Raw genomic sequence first — 20,128 nt, 5'->3', positions numbered from 1 at the left:
AATCTTCAGCGCTGAGGGCTTCTGCTTTATATAGGCCACTACGTATCGGTGTACTCGTTAAACCTCCACAGCCTGGACCCAATTATTGTCCTGGCAATTTTCGCACAGTTCGTTGGGTTGCGTAGTGGTTTGTCTGGGATTGCCGCAGGTATGGCACACAAACAAGTCCGGCGCTTTTTTCTGTGAATTCCTAAAGTCCGGATCTGATTCAGGAATAATGGATAGTCCGGGTTGAGGCTCCTCATCTGAGATAAGCGTAAAGCTCCCGCTGGCTTCTATATACAGGCGTTTTACCTGGCCTAAATGTTCCATACCGGCCGAACGAAGCTGTTCCATGAGCCGCTCCCGCGTAATACGGACCTTTTGCATACTATCCAGGTGCATCACCGAATTTTCGACCAGTACACTGATATTATCCTGCGTAATCGCTTCAAACTTCTGGTTTTTGTAGGCCAAGCTAGAAACAAGGTGCTGAATAGACACAATCACCAGCGCCACAACAACAGCCGGTAACAGGCCTCGGTCGGGTGCCAGAATAGGCATACCGATAGCGGCTGCCAGCGACACCTGAGCGGCCAGTTCATTTCGGCTTAACTGGGCAGCCATGCGTTTGCCCATCAAACGCATGGATACCATCAGCAGTAAGTAAACAAACGTGATACGGATCACAATTTCAATCAAATACTCACCCGGCACCTCGCCCATGAGGATACGCATCCAATCAGTTACATGAATGTCTTCTGGTTTCATACTCGTTACTAATTAAGCCGGTTCGCTAACCGGCTGAACGGCCTTTGTCCATACCTGCTGACTACATACCGGACAAGGCTTGTCCTGCTGATAAGCAGGCACGGTGTTAGCACAGTTCGTGCAGGCGACCGTATCATCCGCACAGGATTGTATTTTCTGGATCGACGTATCGTCGGGGGGCAGCGTTGACAAACCCGGTTTTGCTTCTTTGTGCTTATAGATGCTGAACGCTCCGCAGGCTTCAATGTACAGGCGCTTCACTTCGCCGAGGTTATAAATTTCCTTGGCTCTTAACTGCGCAAGAATCTGCTGTCGGGTAATCCGGGTGTCAACCAGATTGTTCAGCTGCAGAATGCCATCTTTAATCAGGATGGTCGTTTCGCCCTGCGAAATATTTTCAAACTTCTTAAATTTAAACTCCAAGAGCGTAAGCCCCCGCTGAAATGTCATCATGCACAACATAGCCACAACAGCCAGCAAAATACCCCGGTCGGGCGCTTCCAGCGAGGGTGAAATAATGGCCCCCACTGTCACCATTACCGACATTTCCGTAATGGTTAACTGCCCGCTCATTCGTTTGCCCAGGAGCCGAACAACCACCAGCAGAATTAAATAGATCAGGATGGCTCGAACTAGTGTTTCTATCAAAAATTCTGGCGGTGCCACGCCAAACAGAATCCGCTTCCAATCGTCTAATCGTATCTCCTCTTTCTTCATCACCTTACCTGTTAACTGCCTTTGTCAACTTGCTGTTCTCTAGAAATGATTGACTTTTAAATCGGTTTATTGGCTTGAGCGAAAAAGAATAAGCGAATGGTCCGCCTAAATCGTTGAATCCATAAACCGGTTAAGCCGAAGACCAGACAATCAGGATATAAAGCAATTTTTATTTTGAGTGGTTGTTCAGACAATCGCTTAGATCGTTCATGAAAAAGCTCTTCCTGATTTTATGCGCCATTGCACTGCTTCAGTGCCAGCGGAAAGCCCCTCAAGACATTCTCACAACACCGGTTCCGCCCGATTTCATCAAAGAGTTATGGTACAAAAACAGCCTGATTTATAACCTCGACGTGAAGGTCTTTAAAGATACGGACGGCAATGGCTTTGGTGATTTTAAAGGATTAACTCAGGAGCTGGATTACCTGAAAAAGCTGGGAGTCGACGTGATCTGGCTCTCGCCGTTTCAACCCTCGCCAGACGGTGACGACGGTTACGACATTACTGACTTCTACGGGATAGACAAACGCATCGGTACCCGCGCCGACTTTGACGAGTTTATGCAGCAGGCCAAAGCCCGGAATATTCGCGTGATTATGGATCTGGTCATTAACCACACCTCCGATCAGCACCCTTGGTTCAAACAGGCCCAATGCGATAAAAAGTCTCCCTATCGTACGTGGTACGTCTGGTCGAAAGACCAACCGAAAAAATGGGATAAAGGCATGGTCTTTCCGGGCGTACAGAAAGAAACCTGGAGCTACGACCCACAAGCCGACGAGTATTATTATCACCGTTTTTATAAGTTTCAACCGGATTTGAATGCCCAGAATCCAGCGGTGCAGGTAGAGGTAAGAAAAATCATCGGCCACTGGCTGAAAACTGGTATGTCGGGCTTTCGGCTGGACGCTGTTCCCTTTTTCATCGAAAAAATGGATAGGGATGCAGATCCTGATAAGCCGGAGCATCAGTTTGAGCTAATTACGCAAATGCACCAGTTCATTCAATGGCGAAAAGGGGATGCCATGGTGTTAGGCGAAGCCAATGTCGATCCCAAAGATCAGAAACCTTATTTCGGCGAACAGGGCTCGGGGATGCAGATGATGTTCAACTTCTTTGCCAATCAGCATTTGTTTTATGCCCTGGCCACGGGCGAGCTGGAACCGTTTACCAAAGCACTGGAAGATACCAAAGGCATTCCGCCAACGGCACAATGGGCTTACTTCCTGCGGAACCACGACGAAATTGATCTGGGTCGGCTTACCGAAAAGCAACGTAACAAAGTGTACGAGAAATTTGGCCCGGATACGTCCATGCAGTTATATGACCGCGGTATCCGTCGCCGACTGGCCACTATGCTGGGTAACCGCCAACAGATTGAATTGGCCTACAGCGTCCTGCTGTCCATGCCAGGTGCTCCGGCAATCCGATACGGCGAAGAACTGGGCATGGGCGATGATCTGCGGCTGAAAGAGCGCCTGTCGGTACGTACCCCTATGCAGTGGTCAACTGAGCCCAATGCGGGTTTTTCAACCTCTTCCAAAACCGTTCGACCGATCATTAGTCAGGGCCCGTACGGGTACCAGCGCGTAAACGTAGCCACCGAAAGCCACGACTCTACTTCCCTGCTCAACTGGCTGACCAGAATGATTAAAATCCGCAAGGAGCATCCTGAAATCGGTTGGGGCGACTGGCGGTTGCTAAAAACGGACTCCCCTAACGTACTGGCCATTCAGTATGACTGGCAGGGCCGTTCGCTACTGATGGTGCATAACTTCGGCGAGAGCGCACAGCAATTCCAGATAGGACTACACGAAAAGCCAGCCAGCACCTTATCCAGCCTACTTGATAAAAGTCAGCAAAAAGCGAATGGTAACGGCAAGTACCCAATTGCGTTAGGAAGATACGGCTACAACTGGTACCAGATCAAGTGATTTATTCAAGGAGGTACGAGAATTGCCTTGCCCCTCCTTTTCTTTTGAATTGGTAAACCGGTGCGAAAACGGTTATTATCTCCTGAACGAGCGGCCCCGCGTTTGCAACCAAAACGCACACTACGCAGCAAATATAACTCTACTTCTTTCTTTGCTCGTACGAGCAAAGCTATCCCATACTTATTTTTGAGAATGGATCTACTTCTCAAAACCATTCAGCATTACATTCCGCTTTCCCCAGATGATGAGAATATAATTACTTCTTTGTTTCGCCAACAAAAATTCAGAAAAGGCGATCATCTGCTAGAAGCAGGCCAAGTCTGCAAAAACGTGTTTTTTATTGAACAGGGCTTGGTTCGGTATTATACCAGTATCGACGGGGAGGAAAAGACAAGCTACTTTAACAAAGAGGGCGACTTCGTTTGTGATTACGCCAGCTTTCTCCCTCAACAGCCATCCCTGACGAACATTCAGGCGCTGGAAGCCTCTACCATTTTCAGTATTAGCCAAGCCAACATGGAAGTGTTTTACGCACAAGTAGAACATGGTGAACGGTTTGGACGGTTGGCTATTGGAGAGGTTTTTGTGACTGCTATCAACCAGATATATTCATTCTACAACGACTCGCCCGAGCTGCGGTATCAGACCTTTTCCGACAAGTTCCCTGATATAGGGCAGCGCATCCCGCAATATTACATTGCCTCCTATGTCGGCATAAAGCCCCAATCCCTGAGCCGCATTCGAAAAAGAATGGCCAGAAAGCATTAATTAACCTGGGTGAACGACTGGCTGTTTTTGGGTCGCGAGATTTGTAGTGTCAATCGACCAAACTATGAAAACAGAAAATGTAGTAGCCCCATGGGGCTTCCGGTCCATCTCCTACTGGATGACCATGTTCATCGCGCTGGGAATTCTCTTCATCGGTGTAAGGTTCGTTCTAATCCCCCAGATCAGTGTGGAAGAGTTCGGCATACAGCCGTCAGGCCGCTCAGATCTTGCTTTCGGTAGGATAAAGGGAATACGTGATATCTTTTCGGGATTAGCTCTTTTAGCCTTACTGCTAGGCCGGATGAAAAAAGCGACCGCTTATGTATTTACAGCAGCGATCATTATCCCTTTTACGGACTGCCTGCTAATTTATCTGCACAACGGGATAGACCTGCCGCGTATGTTGGTCCATGGCTCTACCGCCGTTCACATGGCCATCACCAGTTTTTTATTATTGAGGAACAGTAAAAAAGCGACTGTCTGATGGATCCGCTAACGTTACGGCAGTTGCTGCTGGTCATGCATCTTTCCGGCCTAGTGCTCATGGCTGGAACTACGGTCACCGAATTAGTGGTTTTCCGTACGTTTATAAATCTGCTGAAGACGAACGGTAAAGCATCCGTGGGTCTTTTACGGCTCATGTCGGGTCTTGGAACGATATTACTAGCAGGTGGTGTATTGTTGGTCCTTTCCGGAACCGGACTAATGATTATAACCGAGGGCGTTTTTTTGCACCAGCTGTGGCTCCAAATAAAACTAGGGCTGATTTTGCTGCTTCCGCTGAATGGACTTCTGGTGGGTAGTCCGCAGATGAAAACATTAACCAATAACCTGTCTGCTGAAGGCGTTGTCCTGAGTTCACCAATCACCCCCGCAGTCACAAAATTAAATAGGTTTCACACGGTTCAAACGTTGGTGTTTTTAGCCATTATCATCCTGGCGGTATGTAAATTTGATTAGCCTGCGAAAATCAAAAGCTCCATATCCCCATCCTCAGCTAGTGTATCTACATTGTGCAGCCTACTTAATCAGTGAGCGTGCGGCAACTGGCCATTTTGTACGGAGATCGGGTAAAGCCGTATTTGAAGGTCTGAAAAAATGACACACTTCATTGAACATACCCCATCTTCATAAAAGACCTTATTTACCCCACTGAATACTGTAACTACCGGCTTTTATGACCGATCTCGGCAGTGGTTAAACTCTTCGGCGTAACGCTAGGAATACACCCCGGAATGTATGGGAACCGAGCATTGCTGATTGAAACGGATATGATGATTGACAGTTTCTACTTGCCGCCAATCACAGCTAACGTATCTCGCACGAGCTTCACCATGCCAAGCGACCGATGCGGCTATGTGAAACAGCTCAGTAAAAGGGTTTTGGATATATTTGTTATCTCTAATCCTTAACTTATGAAAGAATGGTTTATCCTGGATCGTAGCGACTGGCTGCTGCTGGGACAATACCCAATCATCCCTTTTGTCAACTACTTCATACTGGGTGAGCCATACCTCGCTGACGCTACGTTATTTCTGTCTCATTGGCGAAAACCCTGCCCAAGCGGAGCATCAGGGCCAACGACGTGCTGGGTTTAAATTACTCGTGCGATGCGTGATAGCCTGGTTTAAGCGTTGTTTTGACTGACTTGATTAGCGATTATACACCTTTACCCACTCCCTCAACTGCGCTTCGATCTCTTTTGAAATCTGGCCGGGCAACAGTCGCCATTCCCAGTTGCCACTGCCTGAAGCCGGTGTATTCAACCGGGCTTTTTCGTCCAGGCCAATCACGTCCTGCATGGGCAGAATGGCAAGCTTAGCAACAGAACCGTATGTCATCCGGCCCAACACGACATGCACATCGTTCTCCATAATCGGGTATCCCACGTATTGCGCCAACCGCTTCTGGTCTTCTTTATCCGCATCCTGCCGGTACCAGCCCCGACTGGTGTTATTGTCGTGCGTGCCGGTATACGCAATCGAATTGACGGTATGATTGTGCGGAATATTTACTGTTCTGGGCATATCCTCGCCGAAGGCAAACTGCACGACTTTCATACCCGGCATCCTGAACGCATCCCGAAGTTCATAAACCGCTTCGTTGATGTCGCCCAGGTCTTCGGCCACAAACGGCAGTTCACCCAGCTCCTGCCGAACGGTGTTAAAGAAGTCGGCACCGGGTCCGGGTTTCCACGTACCGTTCACGGCCGTCTTTGCGCTGGCGGGAACCTCCCAATAGTCGGCAAACGCCCGGAAATGGTCGAGACGTAGTAAATCATACAGCTCCATATTCTTGCGCAGCCGCTGAATCCACCACGAGTAGCCCTGTTTCTTCAAGACATCCCACCGGAATACCGGCATGCCCCAAAGCTGGCCATCGTCGTTGAAATAGTCGGGCGGCACACCGGCTACACCCGTCATCTTCCCATCCTTGTCCACACTAAACAGATCTGGGTTCGCCCACACATCGGCGGAATCATAGCTCACGTAAAAAGGTAAATCGCCGAACAGCTGTATGCCGAGGGTGTTGCAGTATGCTTTCAGATCTTTCCACTGGCTTGCAAACACGAACTGGAGCCACCTCACCTTGTCCATCACTTCTTCATTCTCCCTGGCAAAGGCTTGCAGCGGTTCCGGTTGACGAAGTCGGTATCCCTTCGACCATTCAAACCAGGGCGCATCCTGGTGGTGTATTTTCAAGGCCGAATACAACGCGTAATCATCAAGCCAATACGCTTCCTGTTCACAAAACTGCTCAAACTCCAGTTGAAGAGCGGCTGATCGGTGCGTCTTAAACTCCCGATACGCTATCTCAAACAACTCTTCCTTCAAAGCCTTTGCCGCTTTAAAATCGGCTTTATCCTGAATGGGTAACTGATGGGCTAATACGGTTTCCCGGTCGAGTAAGCCTTTCTCCGCCAGTACATCTAAACTTATCAAGAGTGGGCTACCTGCCATACTCGAATTTGAACTGTAGGGCGAATGACCTTGCCCCGATTCAACCGGATTGATTGGTAGTAACTGCCAGTACGTTTGATGGCTCCGGCTCAGAAAATCAGCGAACGCTTTTGCCTCCGGCCCAAAATCACCCACGCCATAAGGCGAGGGCAAGGACGTAACCGGTAACAGGATACCCGCGCTACGTTCGGTGGGGGCTTTTTGTAGCTTGACTATTGCCAGCGGTATGTCTTTAAAGATGTCCTGGATAGCAAGGCTCCCCTTCTCAACTTTACCACTAGTCTGTACAAGCCGATGCGTCCACTCCTGCGGGGCATAATCGGGCAAGAGAATACGGGTATCCGCCCAATCGATTGTATTCAACTCGTCTTGACTGGCAAACTGAGCCAGTCCAAGAGGTACTGCCACGACGTACCAGGTCTGTTCATACTGCCGGGCAAACGCCAATATATGCTGCTTACGGCGACCAGCTATCTGTAAGGGGATGTAATGCCCTTTGGCAAAAAGATCGGTATGTTGTTTACGTTCATGGAACAGAGTATGTACCAACCAAAGCTTTATTCGGGCATCGAACCGATTTTTCCACAGATCGGCCCAAATACCTTTTGAGTCTGTTGCAGATAGCTCATCGAGCCATTGCTGACGCTGATTGTAATCAACAGCCCGCCGGTTATCCGGGTCAACCATACTAAAATCCCAGCCTTCGCAACCCTGATACACATCCGGTGAACCAGGACAGGTGAACTTAAGCATAACCTGCGCGAGGGAGTTAGCTACGCCAAAGTTGGCCACTCGATGATGAAAGGCTTCAAATAGCTTCCAGAAAGGGCGTTTGTGGTCAAGCAGCTTCAAGGCAAAGTTTTTCGTCGCTTCTTCGTAGGCTTCGTTCGGTTCGTTCCAGCTTGAGTGGCGCTTCGCTTCCCGTAAGGACTTTTCGAGATATTCGGTCAGGCGCGTCGGGAAGTTGTCTTCATCGTGCCCCGGCATGGGATGAGCGCCGATCAACGTCTGGTAAATAAAGTACTCATCGTTGGCGTCGGGCGCATCGTTTTGCTTCAAATCCTGGTTCAGTTGCTGCCACTTTTCAACCGCTTCTATCCATTCATCCGTCAGGTCGGTCAGAACATTCAGACGGCCACGAACGCCTTCGCCCCGTTTAGTGTCATGCGTCGATGTAGCGTTGATGGACAGCGGCCAACTTTTCTGCCGGTCCAGCATTTTCTGGTGAAACTCGTCGACCGTAAGGCCAAAGAAGTCGGGGGAATCGCCCACTTCATCGTGGCCCAGGAAACGGGTGTAGGTATACATAAGCGTATCCTCAACACCTTTTGCCATCAGCGGCCCGGTAAACTGCATACAACGCTGATAGAAACGTAACGCGCGGCTGTTATAATTCTCGTCACCCGCCTGCGGTTTCACCAGCCAGGCATCTTCCAGTACGTCCATTGCCACACTTAATTCAGGCTTCCGTTGCCGAATCCGGTTGATGATGGCCCGCACAGCCTGAGCTTCCTGCTCAACTAACGGCAATTGATTACCATAATAGCGGTATACTGGACACTGAATCAGAAACTCACCGATGCCAGCCTTCATCACGTCTGGCATAAGTGACTCTACCAAGCGCTCGTTGATCAGATTAAGGTCCAGCAGCAGGTGATACAAGTTCTCCCGCTCTCCCTGCATGTGCTCGTTAAGAATATAAGCTTTCTTGTTGTGCAGTTCCTCGTGAATTTTGACCTTTCTGCCCAGCAATTTGTGGTAGAAGCGGGTGAAATTGGCACCGCTCCGGGTTCGCGTAAGTACGTTGTTAACCAGCGACAAATACGCATAGCCCGTTTCCCCTTGAATTGGCCAAGTAGTCGGTAGCTCTTCGCCCGTTTCTAGAATTTTTTCAACGACAATGTATACCTCAGGCCCGGCTAATTCCCGTAATCGCTCCAGGTATTGGGTCGGATCGTATAAGCCATCAATATGGTCCACCCGCAGCCCCTGAAACACATCGTCTTCTACCAGCGCTTTGATGTGTTTGTGGACGTGTTCAAAGACGACCTCGTCCTGAATATTCAGACAGATCAGGCCATTGACCGTAAAGAACCGCCGGTAATTGATTTCCTTGTCGGTTTCGGCATGGTAACATAACCGATACGCCTGCTCATCGGCAATCTGCCGAATACGCGTAGCATCTCCATTAACCGCTTTCAAACAGCTTTTCAGGTACGCTTTACCATCAGCTTCTTCCAGCAGATTCGCCAGTTGCGTCTGGAACTCGGTTGTCTGGAACGCATAAGCCTCAGCGTCCTCTGTTTCTGCCAGCCTGGCTAACTGATTCAGCAGCTCACGAATCGCCTTTGGTGGCTCCTCAGAACCGGCTTGTAGAATCGCAGCGTATGAATCGAGCCCAATCGGATAAGGCGAATCGTAATACGCCAGCACGAACCGCTGGTCGTGGTAATCGACTTTCAACTCGCCGTTTTCAATAATCTCTTCCAGCGGTGAACCCAGGAAAGGCACCATAAGTCGCCCCCCATGAACCGGGCTTGTCCAGTTTATATCGAAGAAACGGGCGTAGAGTGAGCGCTGCCCTTTTTCTAATACGTCCATCAACCAGGGATTGTTGGGATGAAACGCCATGTGATTTGGCACAATGTCCTGCACCCAGCGAATGTCCAATTCATGGAGTCGCTTACTGATGGCCCTTAACTGCTCCTCCGTACCGATTTCTGGATTGATACGCTGCGGATTGACGGAGTCGTAACCATGCGTACTGCCCGGTACGGCTTCAAAGATTGGAGAGGCATATATGGTACTTACGCCAAGCTGGTGTAAATATGGAATAACACGTTCAAAATCAGTGAACGTAAATTCTTTATGAAATTGCAATCGGTACGTAGCAACCGGATTATTCATAGCGTTGTGTGTAGATGACGAATGATTCAGCCTGGAGCGTAATCGTCTCTCCATCTGAGGTAGTTTGTGGAGCCTGACTGGGGGTTGACTGATCGGCTCCCTCTTTTGTTTGATCCTGCCACTGCGGGTCGGCCGAATCGAATGCTTTTTCCCAGGATAAGTCCAATGCGGGTATACTCACCTCGCTTCGCTCTTTAGCAAAGTTCATCAGGCAAAGCACGTGCTGATCGTCGTGCCAGCGGTGCAGGATCAGCGTTTTCTGCTCCTCGCTCTCGCTGACATCCAGGTTTTGCCGATTCAGATGGCGTAAGGCCGGGTGTTCCTTACGGAGCGCAATAAGCGTCTGATAGTATCGCAATAAGGTTTTATGCGGCTCCTGATCCAATAATTCCCATTGCAGCTTCGATTGTTGAAAAATGTATTCAGACATTGGGTCGGGCACGGTAGCCTCATCGCTGGCATGGAAGGCAGCAAACTCCTGCTGACGTCCCTGCCGCACGGCTTCTACCAACTCCGGATCGGTATGACTCACAAAATACAGGAACGGGTTCGTTTCGGCCCACTCCTCCCCCATAAACACTAGGGGTAGATACGGGCTGACCATAACCGCCCCAGCCATCACTTTTAACGTATCGAAACTATAGAGCTGACTGGACCGTTCGCCCAGCTTGCGATTACCGATTTGATCGTGGTTCTGCGAGAATACGACAAACTGTTGACCCGGATTATGTTCGGCCTTTTTCCCAAAGAAGCGGTGCCGCTCTTCCGAAAACTGCCCATCATATACATAAGCATCCCGATAGGATTTGGCCAGGTGACTTATACCCGTGAAGTCGGAGTAGTAGCCGTTACGTTCTTGGCCGACCGTAACCCGTAAGGCATGGTGAAACTCATCCATCCATTGAGCATCCATGCCAAATCCCTGCTCAGATAACGGGTTAATGAATTTCGGATCGTTCAGGTCGTTTTCGACAATCATATAATGCCGACGACCGGTTGCTTCCATCAGTTGATCGACGTACTGCTTGATCTCGCGCAGAATGTGGGTTGTGCTGAAATCCTTTATGGCATGAACTGCGTCGAGACGTAACGCGTCGATATGGAAATCGCGGAACCACATGAGCGCATTTTCAATAAAGTAACGCCGAACGCCATCGCACCAGGCATCGTCAAAGTTGATGGCCTCGCCCCAGGGTGTACAGTATTTGTTGGTGAAGTAAGGCCCGAAATCTTTGAAGTAGTTGCCCTCCGGCCCAAAGTGATTATACACTACGTCGAGCAGGACCGCTATTCCTTTCGCGTGGCAGGTATCGACAAGGTGCTGTAGTTGACTGGCTCCCCCGTAGCTATTCTGAATGGCGTACGGAAACACACCATCGTAGCCCCAGTTGCGCGAATCGGGGAATTGCGCAATCGGCATAATTTCAATCGCGTTGACGCCTAACGCTTTGAGGTAATCCAGTTTTTCCTCGATGGCGGAAAACGTGCCTTCGGCTGTAAACGTACCGGTATGCAACTCGTAGAGGATATACTCCTCTAGGGGCAGATTATTCCATTTCTGGTCATTCCATTGAAAATTGGTAAGATCAACGACCTGCGACGGTCCGTGAACACCCTGAGGCTGGCAGAGTGACGCCGGATCAGGACGCCTTAGTTCGCCATCCAGAACAAATTCGTACAAATCACCGGGGCTGATTTGATGCGTTTTAGCGCACCAGTAGCCGAATTTGTCTGCTTTCAGCGGAATGGCCGCGGCATGGTCGTACAACTTAATTGCTACGTGTTTGGCGTTAGGCGCCCACAGCAAAATCTCTGCTTCATCTTCGGCAATAAACGTAACGCCGAGCGATCGTTTGTCTACATGTATTTCGTCAATCATACCCTCAAAACAGTTCTATGAATCAAGAATATAGTTTGTCATCTCTTAACCCTGACAAATTATACCTGATCGATTTGGCCTCACATATTCTTGCGACTACGGTTTTAACTACTTTTCAACCAGATTATGTTTGCAAAGGCCTGTTAAGAAATAAGGAAATGGTCGCCATATTGTTTTAAGTCAGGGAATGGCCCACCTTTTACGGGGACCTTCAACCAAGGAAAAATTGACCAGCACCGCTGTTTATGACAAAAGCAACGCGGCCCGCTCTGGTAGGAACGGGCCGCGTTGCTTTTATTGCCAGGTACGTTTAGAGCTATTGCTTTTTAACCTTAATCACCGCTTCCTGCCTGGTGTTGGCGGGATCAGTACCCGGATAAGGCCGAACCTCGCTTAGCAGCACCAGATACCGATCCGTACCCAGTTGAACCGTAGTTGAGTCTTTGTCTTTAGGCCCCGGTTTACACTCCCCAAGGCACAAGCTACCCGACTGACGGTTCGTACCGTCGGTCAGCGTAAAGGAAACATCGGCATTACCCGCCCGAATACAGATGGCATTGGCCGGGCAACGGCTATCCTGAATGGTATCGACCTGCACGCTCACACTCTGCCCAATACGTGCCGACTGCTTAATACCTACGACTACAGACTCTGATGGCTGAGCAGCGTTCTGAGTGGTTTGCTGACATCCAACGGCTGCTAATCCGCTGAGCAGAACCGCTACTAAATAAGTAATCTTCATAGTTGTCATAAATTATACTAGCTGTACTAATCAATCAGACCCTAACCCGTTCGTTGAGGTTGTAAAGGGACTAAAGAATTTTGCGCTGCCAAAATTCTAAACCAATGAAGCCAACGGCTTTACAGTCTATAACGTAATGTTTTAACCGTTTATGAGCTTTCGGGTTAAGTAAGCGGTTCGGGAGACTGACTTTTAAGGTAAAAAGCTGTCTGACATCGACAGCTGGTAAACAGCCAATGAACCGCACAATCCTGGGTTTTGTCGTAAGCCTGCTTGTATTCAGCACGTCCACTCTGTATGGCCAGCAGACGGGTAAAGGCGACCGAATCACCGGTCCGAATTTTGCCACGCGCAGCCCCGCGCTGGGAACGCATGGTATGGTAGCAACCAGCCATGCGCTTGCTACTCAGATCGGTCTGGACATTTTAAAACAGGGTGGCTCCGCGATCGATGCCGCTATTGCCGCCAATGCAGCCCTGGGCGTTATTGAACCGAACAACGGCGGCATCGGGGGTGACCTGTTCGCGATTGTCTGGTCAGCGCAAGACCGAAAGCTCTATGGCCTGAATGCCAGTGGACGATCTCCCAAAGACCTGTCTTATGACGCGTTACGTACCCGATTGGGAAAGCAGTCGCAAATCCCGCTGTATGGCCCCCTGTCCGTTTCGGTTCCGGGCTGCGTGGATGGCTGGTTTGAACTGCATAAACGTTTTGGCAAGCTTCCCATACGTAACATCCTCGCTCCCAGCATTCGCTATGCGCGCGAAGGTGTACCCGTTCCGCAGGTGATTGCCTATTCGTGGCAGGTGGCAGCTAATCGGCTAGCGGCTAATCAGGCTGATATTTCCGAGTTCGATAACTTCCGTAAAACGTATCTGATCAACGGCAAAGCCCCCGTTGAAGGACAACTATTCAAGAATCCCGATTTAGCCGCTACCTACGAAAAAATAGCCCACTTCGGCCGGGATGCATTTTACAAAGGCCCTATCGCTGATGCGATTGACCGATACGCCCGGCGAGTTGGTATGCCGTTACGTAAAACCGACTTAGCGGCTCATCGGAGCAACTGGATTGATCCCGTATCGGTAAACTACCGAGGTTATGACGTGTATGAGCTTCCTCCCAACGGACAGGGGATTGCCGTCTTACAAATGCTCAACATTCTGGAAGGCTACGATTTAAAAAGCATGGGGCATAACAGCGTCGATTATCTGCATTTGCTGGTTGAAGCGAAGAAACTAGCCTTTGAAGATCGCGCCCGGTATTATGTTGACCCGGACTTCGGCAAAGCTTCGACCGATTGGCTGCTAACCAAAGCGTATGCTGCCCAGCGCCGGAAGCTGATCAATATGAACAAGGCATCAGAACGTATCGATGCGGGTATTCCGGCACTTCGCGCTGGTGACACCGTTTATTTAACCGTAGCTGATGATCAGGGGAATATGGTGTCGCTCATTCAAAGCAACATGCTGGAATTTGGCAGTGGCATGGTACCCGACGGACTGGGCTTCGTCTTGCATAACCGCGGTACCAGCTTTAACATGCAGCCCGATCACGCCAATGTATACGCGCCCGGCAAGCGCCCGTTTACGACAATTATTCCGGGGTTTGTGCTCAAAAATGGCGAACCCTTTTTAAGCTTCGGTGTTATGGGCGGGGCTATGCAGCCCCAGGGCCACCTTCAGGTTCTGTGCAACATCATCGACTTCGGCATGAACGTACAGGAAGCCGGTGATGCCGCCCGATTCAGCCACTCCGGCAGCAGCGAACCCATCGGTACGTTGATGACCGACGGGGGGCGGCTAGCGCTGGAAAGTGGTATTTCTAAAGACGTTCGCGCCGAACTCGAACGGCGGGGGCACCGCCTGGCCGAAACCGACTTCTTCGGTGGCTATCAGGCCATTCGGTTCGATGCCGCCAACCGGGTATACTGGGGTGCTACCGAGATGCGTAAAGATGGTCAGGCCGCGGGTTATTAACACAACCGTGCGCCTTTCGTATTACTTCCCCATCCACTTTTTGAACTCACTTACTTTCTCCCGGCTCACAATCGCTTCCTTGTCGAAGGCGGGTTGCATGGTTAGGGCCAGGCGGTTGCCGAAGTACGGCTGCATCTGCGACACCGAGCGGTGGGTAACGATCACACCCCGGTTGATCCGGTAAAAGTGCGCGGGGTCTAAGGCATCAGCCAGCTCGTCGAGCGTATAATCGACCAAGAACTTCTGGTTCGTGTACGTACGGAAGAAGCTGAACCGCTCATCGGTATAGAAGTAAGCGATTTCGCTCGTTTCAACCGATAAAAGCCGCTGCCCCTGGCGTACCAGAAAGCGCTTCCGGTAGTCTTTGGGTTGCTGCTGAAGTTGCAGTTCCCGCAGCAGCTTGTCCAGATTAAACGGCTGCGAGCTGCTCGCCTGCCCATCGGGTTGTGCCGTGCGGTGCAGGTCATGAAATTTTTTCAGGCTCCGCTGTAGATCTTCTTTCTGGATCGGTTTCAGCAAATAGTCGATACTGTTGACTTTGAACGCCTGCAGCGCATACTCGTCGTACGAGGTCGTGAAAATTACGGTGCTACGGACCTCTGTCCGCTCAAAAATTTCAAAACTCTGCCCGTCGGCCAGCTCAATATCCATAAAGATCAGATCGGGAGATGGGTTGTTTTGCATCCACTCCACGGTATCTTCAATGCTGGCCGTAACACCAGTTATCGACAGGGAAGGGTCTACCTCCTGCACTAACTTCCGGAGTTTACGAACAGCCAGGTCTTCGTCTTCAACAATCAATACATTCATACGATCAAAGGTGATAAGAGGGGTAAAACTACGGTGAAATAACCATTACTATCGCTGACAATCGGCTCAGTTTGTGCCAACAGGCGATACTTGGCCGCAATATTGGTCAGCCCAACCTGGTTGGAGACGACCCGGAGGGTTTTGCGTTGTAAATTGTTGCGCACGACCAGCTGGCCCTCCGAAATGGTCAGTTCGAGCAATAAGGGTTTATTGGCCTGGATAATATTATGCTTCACGGCGTTTTCGACCAGCATCTGCAGCGTCAACGGCGGCAACAAACAGGATAAGTACTGATCGGGTACGTCGACGTTCAGACAAATGCCGGCCTGATACCGGGTTTTCAGCAGGTGGTAATACGAGTCGATAAACTTCAATTCATTCGCCAGGGTGGTAAGCTCTCCTTCGTTTGTTTGCAGCAGATACCGGTATACTTTCGACATCTCATCAACGAACTGTTCGGCCTGCTGCGGATCGTCGGCAATGAGCGAGGAGAGTGAGTTGAGGCTGTTGAACAAAAAGTGCGGGTTGACCTGGTTCTTGAGGCTCTCGAACTGACTTTGCAGGTTGATCTTTTTCAACTGCTCTTTCTCAAGCGCATTTTCACGCCATTTCGTCAGCGAATAAGCCGTTTCATCAATACCTACCGACAACACATTAGCCCCTATGTTCATGAACAGGATTCGTCCGGTTATTTCCGAATCATGACTGTAGCCGAACCAGTGGAAGTGATCGTAACAGTACATCCCCCCCAGTATAAACAAGGGCGTTACGAGCATAAAAACAGTTAGCAAGCGCCAGATTCGTGACCAGGTTTGTCCGATGTTTGGGTACCGCCGAACAACTCGCTGCGTCAGTTGATCAAGGATGAACAGACACGTAACGCCAATACTGAAATTGAGCATTGTGGCCATAACGAAAGTGGATACATCCGCTACGTATCGATCGCCCAATAGCCAATAAGTCAGCAGGGGAATAAACCACGGCAACAGCAGCAGTAGCTGCCATTTCGTTTGCGGACGAACGGCAGGCAACCGGTAGAGCAGTTGATGCGCAAAGGTCGTCATGAAACGTTGACCGGTTGCGAATCAGCTAATAACGGAAGCACCACTGTAAAATATTGACCATCGTCGCGCACCAGAATATCCTGTCTGCTCAGCATCTGGTATTTAGCCGCGATGTTTGATAAGCCAACCTGATTGGACGGAATCCGGACGGTACGTTTCTGCAAATTATTTCGCACCATCAGCCCCCCGGGCCGCTCGGGTCCACTGGCCGTAGCCCTGATCTCGATTGTCAACGGTTTATGGCTTAGAATGGTATTGTGTTTCACGGCGTTCTCGACCAGCATTTGCAACGTCAGCGGGGGCAAGTAACACGCATTCGGCTCAATATCAACATTAACCGTTACTGAGATGCCTTTCCCATAGCGTGTTTTGAGTAAATGAGCGTATGAACTGATAAAGCCTAACTCAGTTTCCAGGGTTGTCAATTCGCCTTCGTTCGTGCGCAGCAGATACCGGTACACCTTAGCCATTTCATCCACAAAGCGCTCAGCCTGTTGGGGTTCGTCGGCAATGAGCGAGGAGAGCGAGTTGAGGCTGTTAAATAAAAAGTGCGGATTGACCTGATTCTTGAGGCTCTCGAACTGACCCTGCCACTGCGCCTTCAGCAAAACCTCTTTTTCGGCATTGGTCTGCTGCCATTGCCGATACAGGTAGATACCTTCGTATACGGCGATGTACACCGAATGATAGAACAGTTGTACACCCGTCGTCGTGGCGTAGTCGAACTGAACGGACGTATCGAACCAGTTGCCCAGCACCAGCGAATGGCTCCCCACCCGGACGATCACGCCGAAACTAACCAGAAATGGAAACCCGATAGCTAGCCAGATTAATCGTTTTTTGGTTTGACTCAGGCCCGGGCAATACCGCTGGATGGTTACGACGACCCACCGGGTCAGGTTCCAGCACAGGTAGCCTGCCAGTAGGGCGATCCACTCATACCGAAGTGCCTCATACAGATCGGCGGCATTCACCAAGGCGCTCAGCCGGAAAAATAAGGTTCCGAACAGATACAGCACAAAGGGGCCGACCATACGCAGGCGGGTTTCGTAACAGGGCGTCATGGCGTATAGTTGGTTGGCATCTGCAACAAAGGCAACGTAACGCGAAAACCAGCTTCCGTTTCGCGAATTTGTACCGGCTCTTCACCGAACAGTCGATACTTAGCGGCCAGATTAGCCAGCCCGGCCCGTTGGGTTTCTACGGTGATTTTCTTCCGTTGTAAGTTGTTGTTCACCTGCAAACCCAGTGGAGTTGTTCTGATGGTTATCATCAGCGGTTTGTCGGGCAGCATTACATTATGCTTTACCGCATTATCAATCAGGGTCTGCAAGCTCAGTGGTGGCAACATGCGGTTCAGGTAATCACGGACGATGTCAAGCTCAACCCGCAGGCTGGGGCCGTAGCGGGTTTGAAGCAAGTTTATATAAATGCGGATAAACGCAATCTCCTCCTGCAGAGACACCAGATCGCGGTTGCCAGCCTGCAATAAGTACCGGTACACTTTCGACAACTCATCCACAAATCGCTCGGCCCGCTCGGGGTCTTCGCTGATGAGCGAGGAAAGCGAATTCAGGCTGTTGAACAAAAAATGGGGGTTGAGCTGCCCTTTAAGTGCATCGAACTGGTGTTGCAGCGCGGCCCGTTTCAATTGTTCATTCTCGGTCTGATTTTCCTGCCACTGCGCATACGCGTAGAACAAGTTGAGTGCAATGCATAAGAAAATATCAAAAATGAACCCTAATATCCAGATCGGCCGAACCGAGTCCCAACTGAATTGCACCTGCAAAAACGGCGTTACGCTGTAAATCCACACGTCAAAACTAGCCAGCACCACCGTTAGCCCACCCACCATCACCAGCATCACCAGCGTGCGCATCACGGCCTGACGCTGACTGGGAAATCGGCTGGTTACCCAGCGAATGGCCAACGTCAACGTAACAATCGACAGCCAGTATAAACAGAATATGACGACGGTTCCGATCAGAAACGTTCCTAAATCCTGAAAATAGCGCGGACCGATGAAGTAGTAATTCCCCAACGGAAATAGTACAGGCATCATCAGCAGGTGGTATATCCACTCTACTTTCGAGAAGAAACGAGGACGGATAACCTCAGGCCATTTTAGGGGCAGCGTCATATCGGTGAATATCCGAAAATAACGGGATGCCTACCAAGTACCGTACCACAATCGCATCAAGTGCATAATACGTCGGTTGAATTGAGAAAAAGCCGGGATGAATTGTACATAAAACTGCCCGGCAATATCATCGCCGGGCAGTCTGCTTCCCTAACCTAACTTCTATGATGAATTCCCTAATGACTTTATATGGTAGCGGTATGGGTTCACTGCTGCGGTTTCGACCTACGCTACCAGACACCCTAATTTTCTGATATCCTTAAGGCTCCCTTAGGCAGCGGCTCCTTACGGGTTGTGTTCATTTCCGTGTCGTATAGTGTCGTTTACTGTGTCGTCCTGTTCTTAATGAAACAAAGTTGGCCTACCGAGGTCTCTGAACCAATCCATGAGCGAATGAACTGCCTATTTTGCTGATCGAACCGGCAAAAGAGCGGGTTCAGATGCGTACAGGCTTCGGCCGGTTTACGAACAAAATAGCTTCCGCTGAGCCGTATATGAATAGATAGATAACCTACTGATTGGTTGGACGATAGCTCGCTGTTACGTTGCTTTGTTTACCGTAATCAGTCTGCCTAGCGCTGGCTTTTCCGGCTGTCTTTTGGCCACGAAATGCTGGATAGACAGATTTCGATACGTAACGCAGGCACACCTATTGGAGCGGGCAGGCAGAACCAAAACAAACCCATTGAAGTTGCTTTGCAATAAAAGGCTCCCTCGTTTTGCAGCCGTTGCCGACTTTCACTCGTTACAGTATGACTCGTTTAAGTGTTAACATCAACAAAATTGCCACGCTTCGGAATTCGCGGGGAGGCAGTAATCCTAATGTGGTTCGGGTCGCTCTGGACGCTGAACGCTTCGGAGCCGAGGGCATTACGGTGCACCCCCGTCCCGACGAACGGCACATTCGTTACCAGGACGTACTCGACCTGGCGGACGTTGTCACAACCGAGTTCAACATTGAAGGCAACCCCGACGAGCGATTCATTGAGTTGGTTAAGCGCGTCAAACCGGCCCAGGTAACGCTTGTCCCCGATGCACCGGATGCCGTTACGTCGAACGCAGGCTGGGATACCCTTACACATAAAGATTACCTGCGCCAGTTGGTCGATACGTTCCAGCAGGACGGTATTCGGGTGTCGATTTTTGTGGATGCCGACGAGCGAATGGTCGAAGGCGCCAAAGCCACTGGCACCGACCGGATCGAACTGTATACGGAACCCTACGCAACCCATTTTCCTACGAGCCCCGAAGCCGCTATCGAACCGTTCGTGCGGGCGGCAACGTTGGCAAATGAGCTTGGCTTAGAGCTCAACGCGGGGCATGATCTGAGCCTGGAAAACCTGCGGTACTTCGCCCAGCATATTCCCGGCTTGCTGGAGGTATCGATCGGTCACGCGCTAATTTCCGACGCCCTGTATTTTGGCCTGGAAAACACCATTCAAATGTATCTGCGGGAGTTGCAGTAATTGCACGACCGG

Annotated in this window: 16 protein-coding genes; 7 read left to right on the top strand and 9 right to left on the bottom strand. The window is 50.2% G+C overall.

The window, feature by feature from the left end; genetic code table 11:
* Positions 1-57: 57 nt before the first annotated feature.
* Positions 58-750: a DUF421 domain-containing protein gene (locus ACYVBJ_RS18685; RefSeq protein ID WP_460983824.1), complete on the bottom strand. Its 693-nt coding sequence runs from the start codon at positions 748-750 to the stop codon at positions 58-60.
* Positions 751-762: 12 nt separating this feature from the next.
* Positions 763-1,467, bottom strand: coding sequence for a DUF421 domain-containing protein (locus ACYVBJ_RS18680; RefSeq protein WP_460983823.1), 705 nt, complete (start codon positions 1,465-1,467; stop codon positions 763-765).
* 209 nt (positions 1,468-1,676) lie between these two features.
* Here ACYVBJ_RS18680 and ACYVBJ_RS18675 point away from each other — a divergent pair, with 209 nt between their 5' ends.
* From ACYVBJ_RS18675 to ACYVBJ_RS18655, 5 genes are all read left to right on the top strand, one after another.
* Positions 1,677-3,401: an alpha-amylase family protein gene (locus ACYVBJ_RS18675; RefSeq protein WP_460983822.1), complete on the top strand. Its 1,725-nt coding sequence runs from the start codon at positions 1,677-1,679 to the stop codon at positions 3,399-3,401.
* A gap of 192 nt (positions 3,402-3,593) precedes the next feature.
* Entirely contained in the window at positions 3,594-4,169 is a 576-nt protein-coding gene (locus ACYVBJ_RS18670; RefSeq protein ID WP_460983821.1) for a Crp/Fnr family transcriptional regulator, read from the top strand.
* A gap of 64 nt (positions 4,170-4,233) precedes the next feature.
* Complete coding sequence (locus tag ACYVBJ_RS18665; protein ID WP_460983820.1) at positions 4,234-4,653, top strand: DUF4267 domain-containing protein; 420 nt, start codon at positions 4,234-4,236, stop codon at positions 4,651-4,653.
* A gap of 23 nt (positions 4,654-4,676) precedes the next feature.
* Positions 4,677-5,129, top strand: a complete 453-nt coding sequence (locus ACYVBJ_RS18660) for a DUF2214 family protein (protein WP_460983819.1) — start codon at positions 4,677-4,679, stop codon at positions 5,127-5,129.
* A gap of 455 nt (positions 5,130-5,584) precedes the next feature.
* A complete protein-coding gene (locus ACYVBJ_RS18655; RefSeq protein ID WP_460983818.1) occupies positions 5,585-5,767 on the top strand; it encodes a hypothetical protein in 183 nt (60 codons plus the stop codon).
* Positions 5,768-5,821: 54 nt separating this feature from the next.
* On the opposite strand, the gene treY is transcribed toward ACYVBJ_RS18655, so the two are convergent.
* The 3 genes from treY to ACYVBJ_RS18640 form a co-directional block, all read right to left on the bottom strand.
* Positions 5,822-10,036, bottom strand: coding sequence for a malto-oligosyltrehalose synthase (gene treY, locus ACYVBJ_RS18650; RefSeq protein WP_460983817.1), 4,215 nt, complete (start codon positions 10,034-10,036; stop codon positions 5,822-5,824).
* Positions 10,029-11,915, bottom strand: coding sequence for a malto-oligosyltrehalose trehalohydrolase (treZ, locus tag ACYVBJ_RS18645; protein ID WP_460983816.1), 1,887 nt, complete (start codon positions 11,913-11,915; stop codon positions 10,029-10,031). The genes treY and treZ overlap by 8 nt, the downstream gene beginning before the upstream one ends.
* A 316-nt stretch (positions 11,916-12,231) precedes the next feature.
* Complete coding sequence (locus tag ACYVBJ_RS18640; RefSeq protein WP_460983815.1) at positions 12,232-12,657, bottom strand: hypothetical protein; 426 nt, start codon at positions 12,655-12,657, stop codon at positions 12,232-12,234.
* A 236-nt stretch (positions 12,658-12,893) separates the two neighbouring features.
* Between ACYVBJ_RS18640 and ggt the strand changes: the two genes are divergently transcribed.
* A complete protein-coding gene (gene ggt / locus ACYVBJ_RS18635) occupies positions 12,894-14,636 on the top strand; it encodes a gamma-glutamyltransferase (RefSeq protein ID WP_460983814.1) in 1,743 nt (580 codons plus the stop codon).
* 21 nt (positions 14,637-14,657) lie between these two features.
* Here the strand turns inward: ggt and ACYVBJ_RS18630 are convergent, their stop codons facing one another.
* The 4 genes from ACYVBJ_RS18630 to ACYVBJ_RS18615 are packed head-to-tail and all read right to left on the bottom strand — an operon-like array spanning position 14,658 to position 18,650.
* The gene (locus ACYVBJ_RS18630) at positions 14,658-15,446 is read right to left on the bottom strand and encodes a LytR/AlgR family response regulator transcription factor (protein WP_460983813.1); all 789 of its coding nucleotides are present in this window, start codon (positions 15,444-15,446) and stop codon (positions 14,658-14,660) included.
* Positions 15,443-16,510, bottom strand: coding sequence for a sensor histidine kinase (locus ACYVBJ_RS18625; protein ID WP_460983812.1), 1,068 nt, complete (start codon positions 16,508-16,510; stop codon positions 15,443-15,445). The genes ACYVBJ_RS18630 and ACYVBJ_RS18625 overlap by 4 nt, the downstream gene beginning before the upstream one ends.
* Positions 16,507-17,574: a sensor histidine kinase gene (locus ACYVBJ_RS18620; RefSeq protein ID WP_460983811.1), complete on the bottom strand. Its 1,068-nt coding sequence runs from the start codon at positions 17,572-17,574 to the stop codon at positions 16,507-16,509. Before ACYVBJ_RS18620 ends, ACYVBJ_RS18625 begins: the two co-directional genes overlap by 4 nt.
* Entirely contained in the window at positions 17,571-18,650 is a 1,080-nt protein-coding gene (locus ACYVBJ_RS18615; protein ID WP_460983810.1) for a sensor histidine kinase, read from the bottom strand. Before ACYVBJ_RS18615 ends, ACYVBJ_RS18620 begins: the two co-directional genes overlap by 4 nt.
* Before the next feature lie 752 nt (positions 18,651-19,402).
* Here ACYVBJ_RS18615 and ACYVBJ_RS18610 point away from each other — a divergent pair.
* Positions 19,403-20,116, top strand: coding sequence for a pyridoxine 5'-phosphate synthase (locus ACYVBJ_RS18610; protein ID WP_460983809.1), 714 nt, complete (start codon positions 19,403-19,405; stop codon positions 20,114-20,116).
* Positions 20,117-20,128 lie beyond the last annotated feature (12 nt).

The organism is Spirosoma fluminis (genome assembly GCF_054778895.1).
This window is presented reverse-complemented; position numbering and strand designations above follow the sequence as displayed.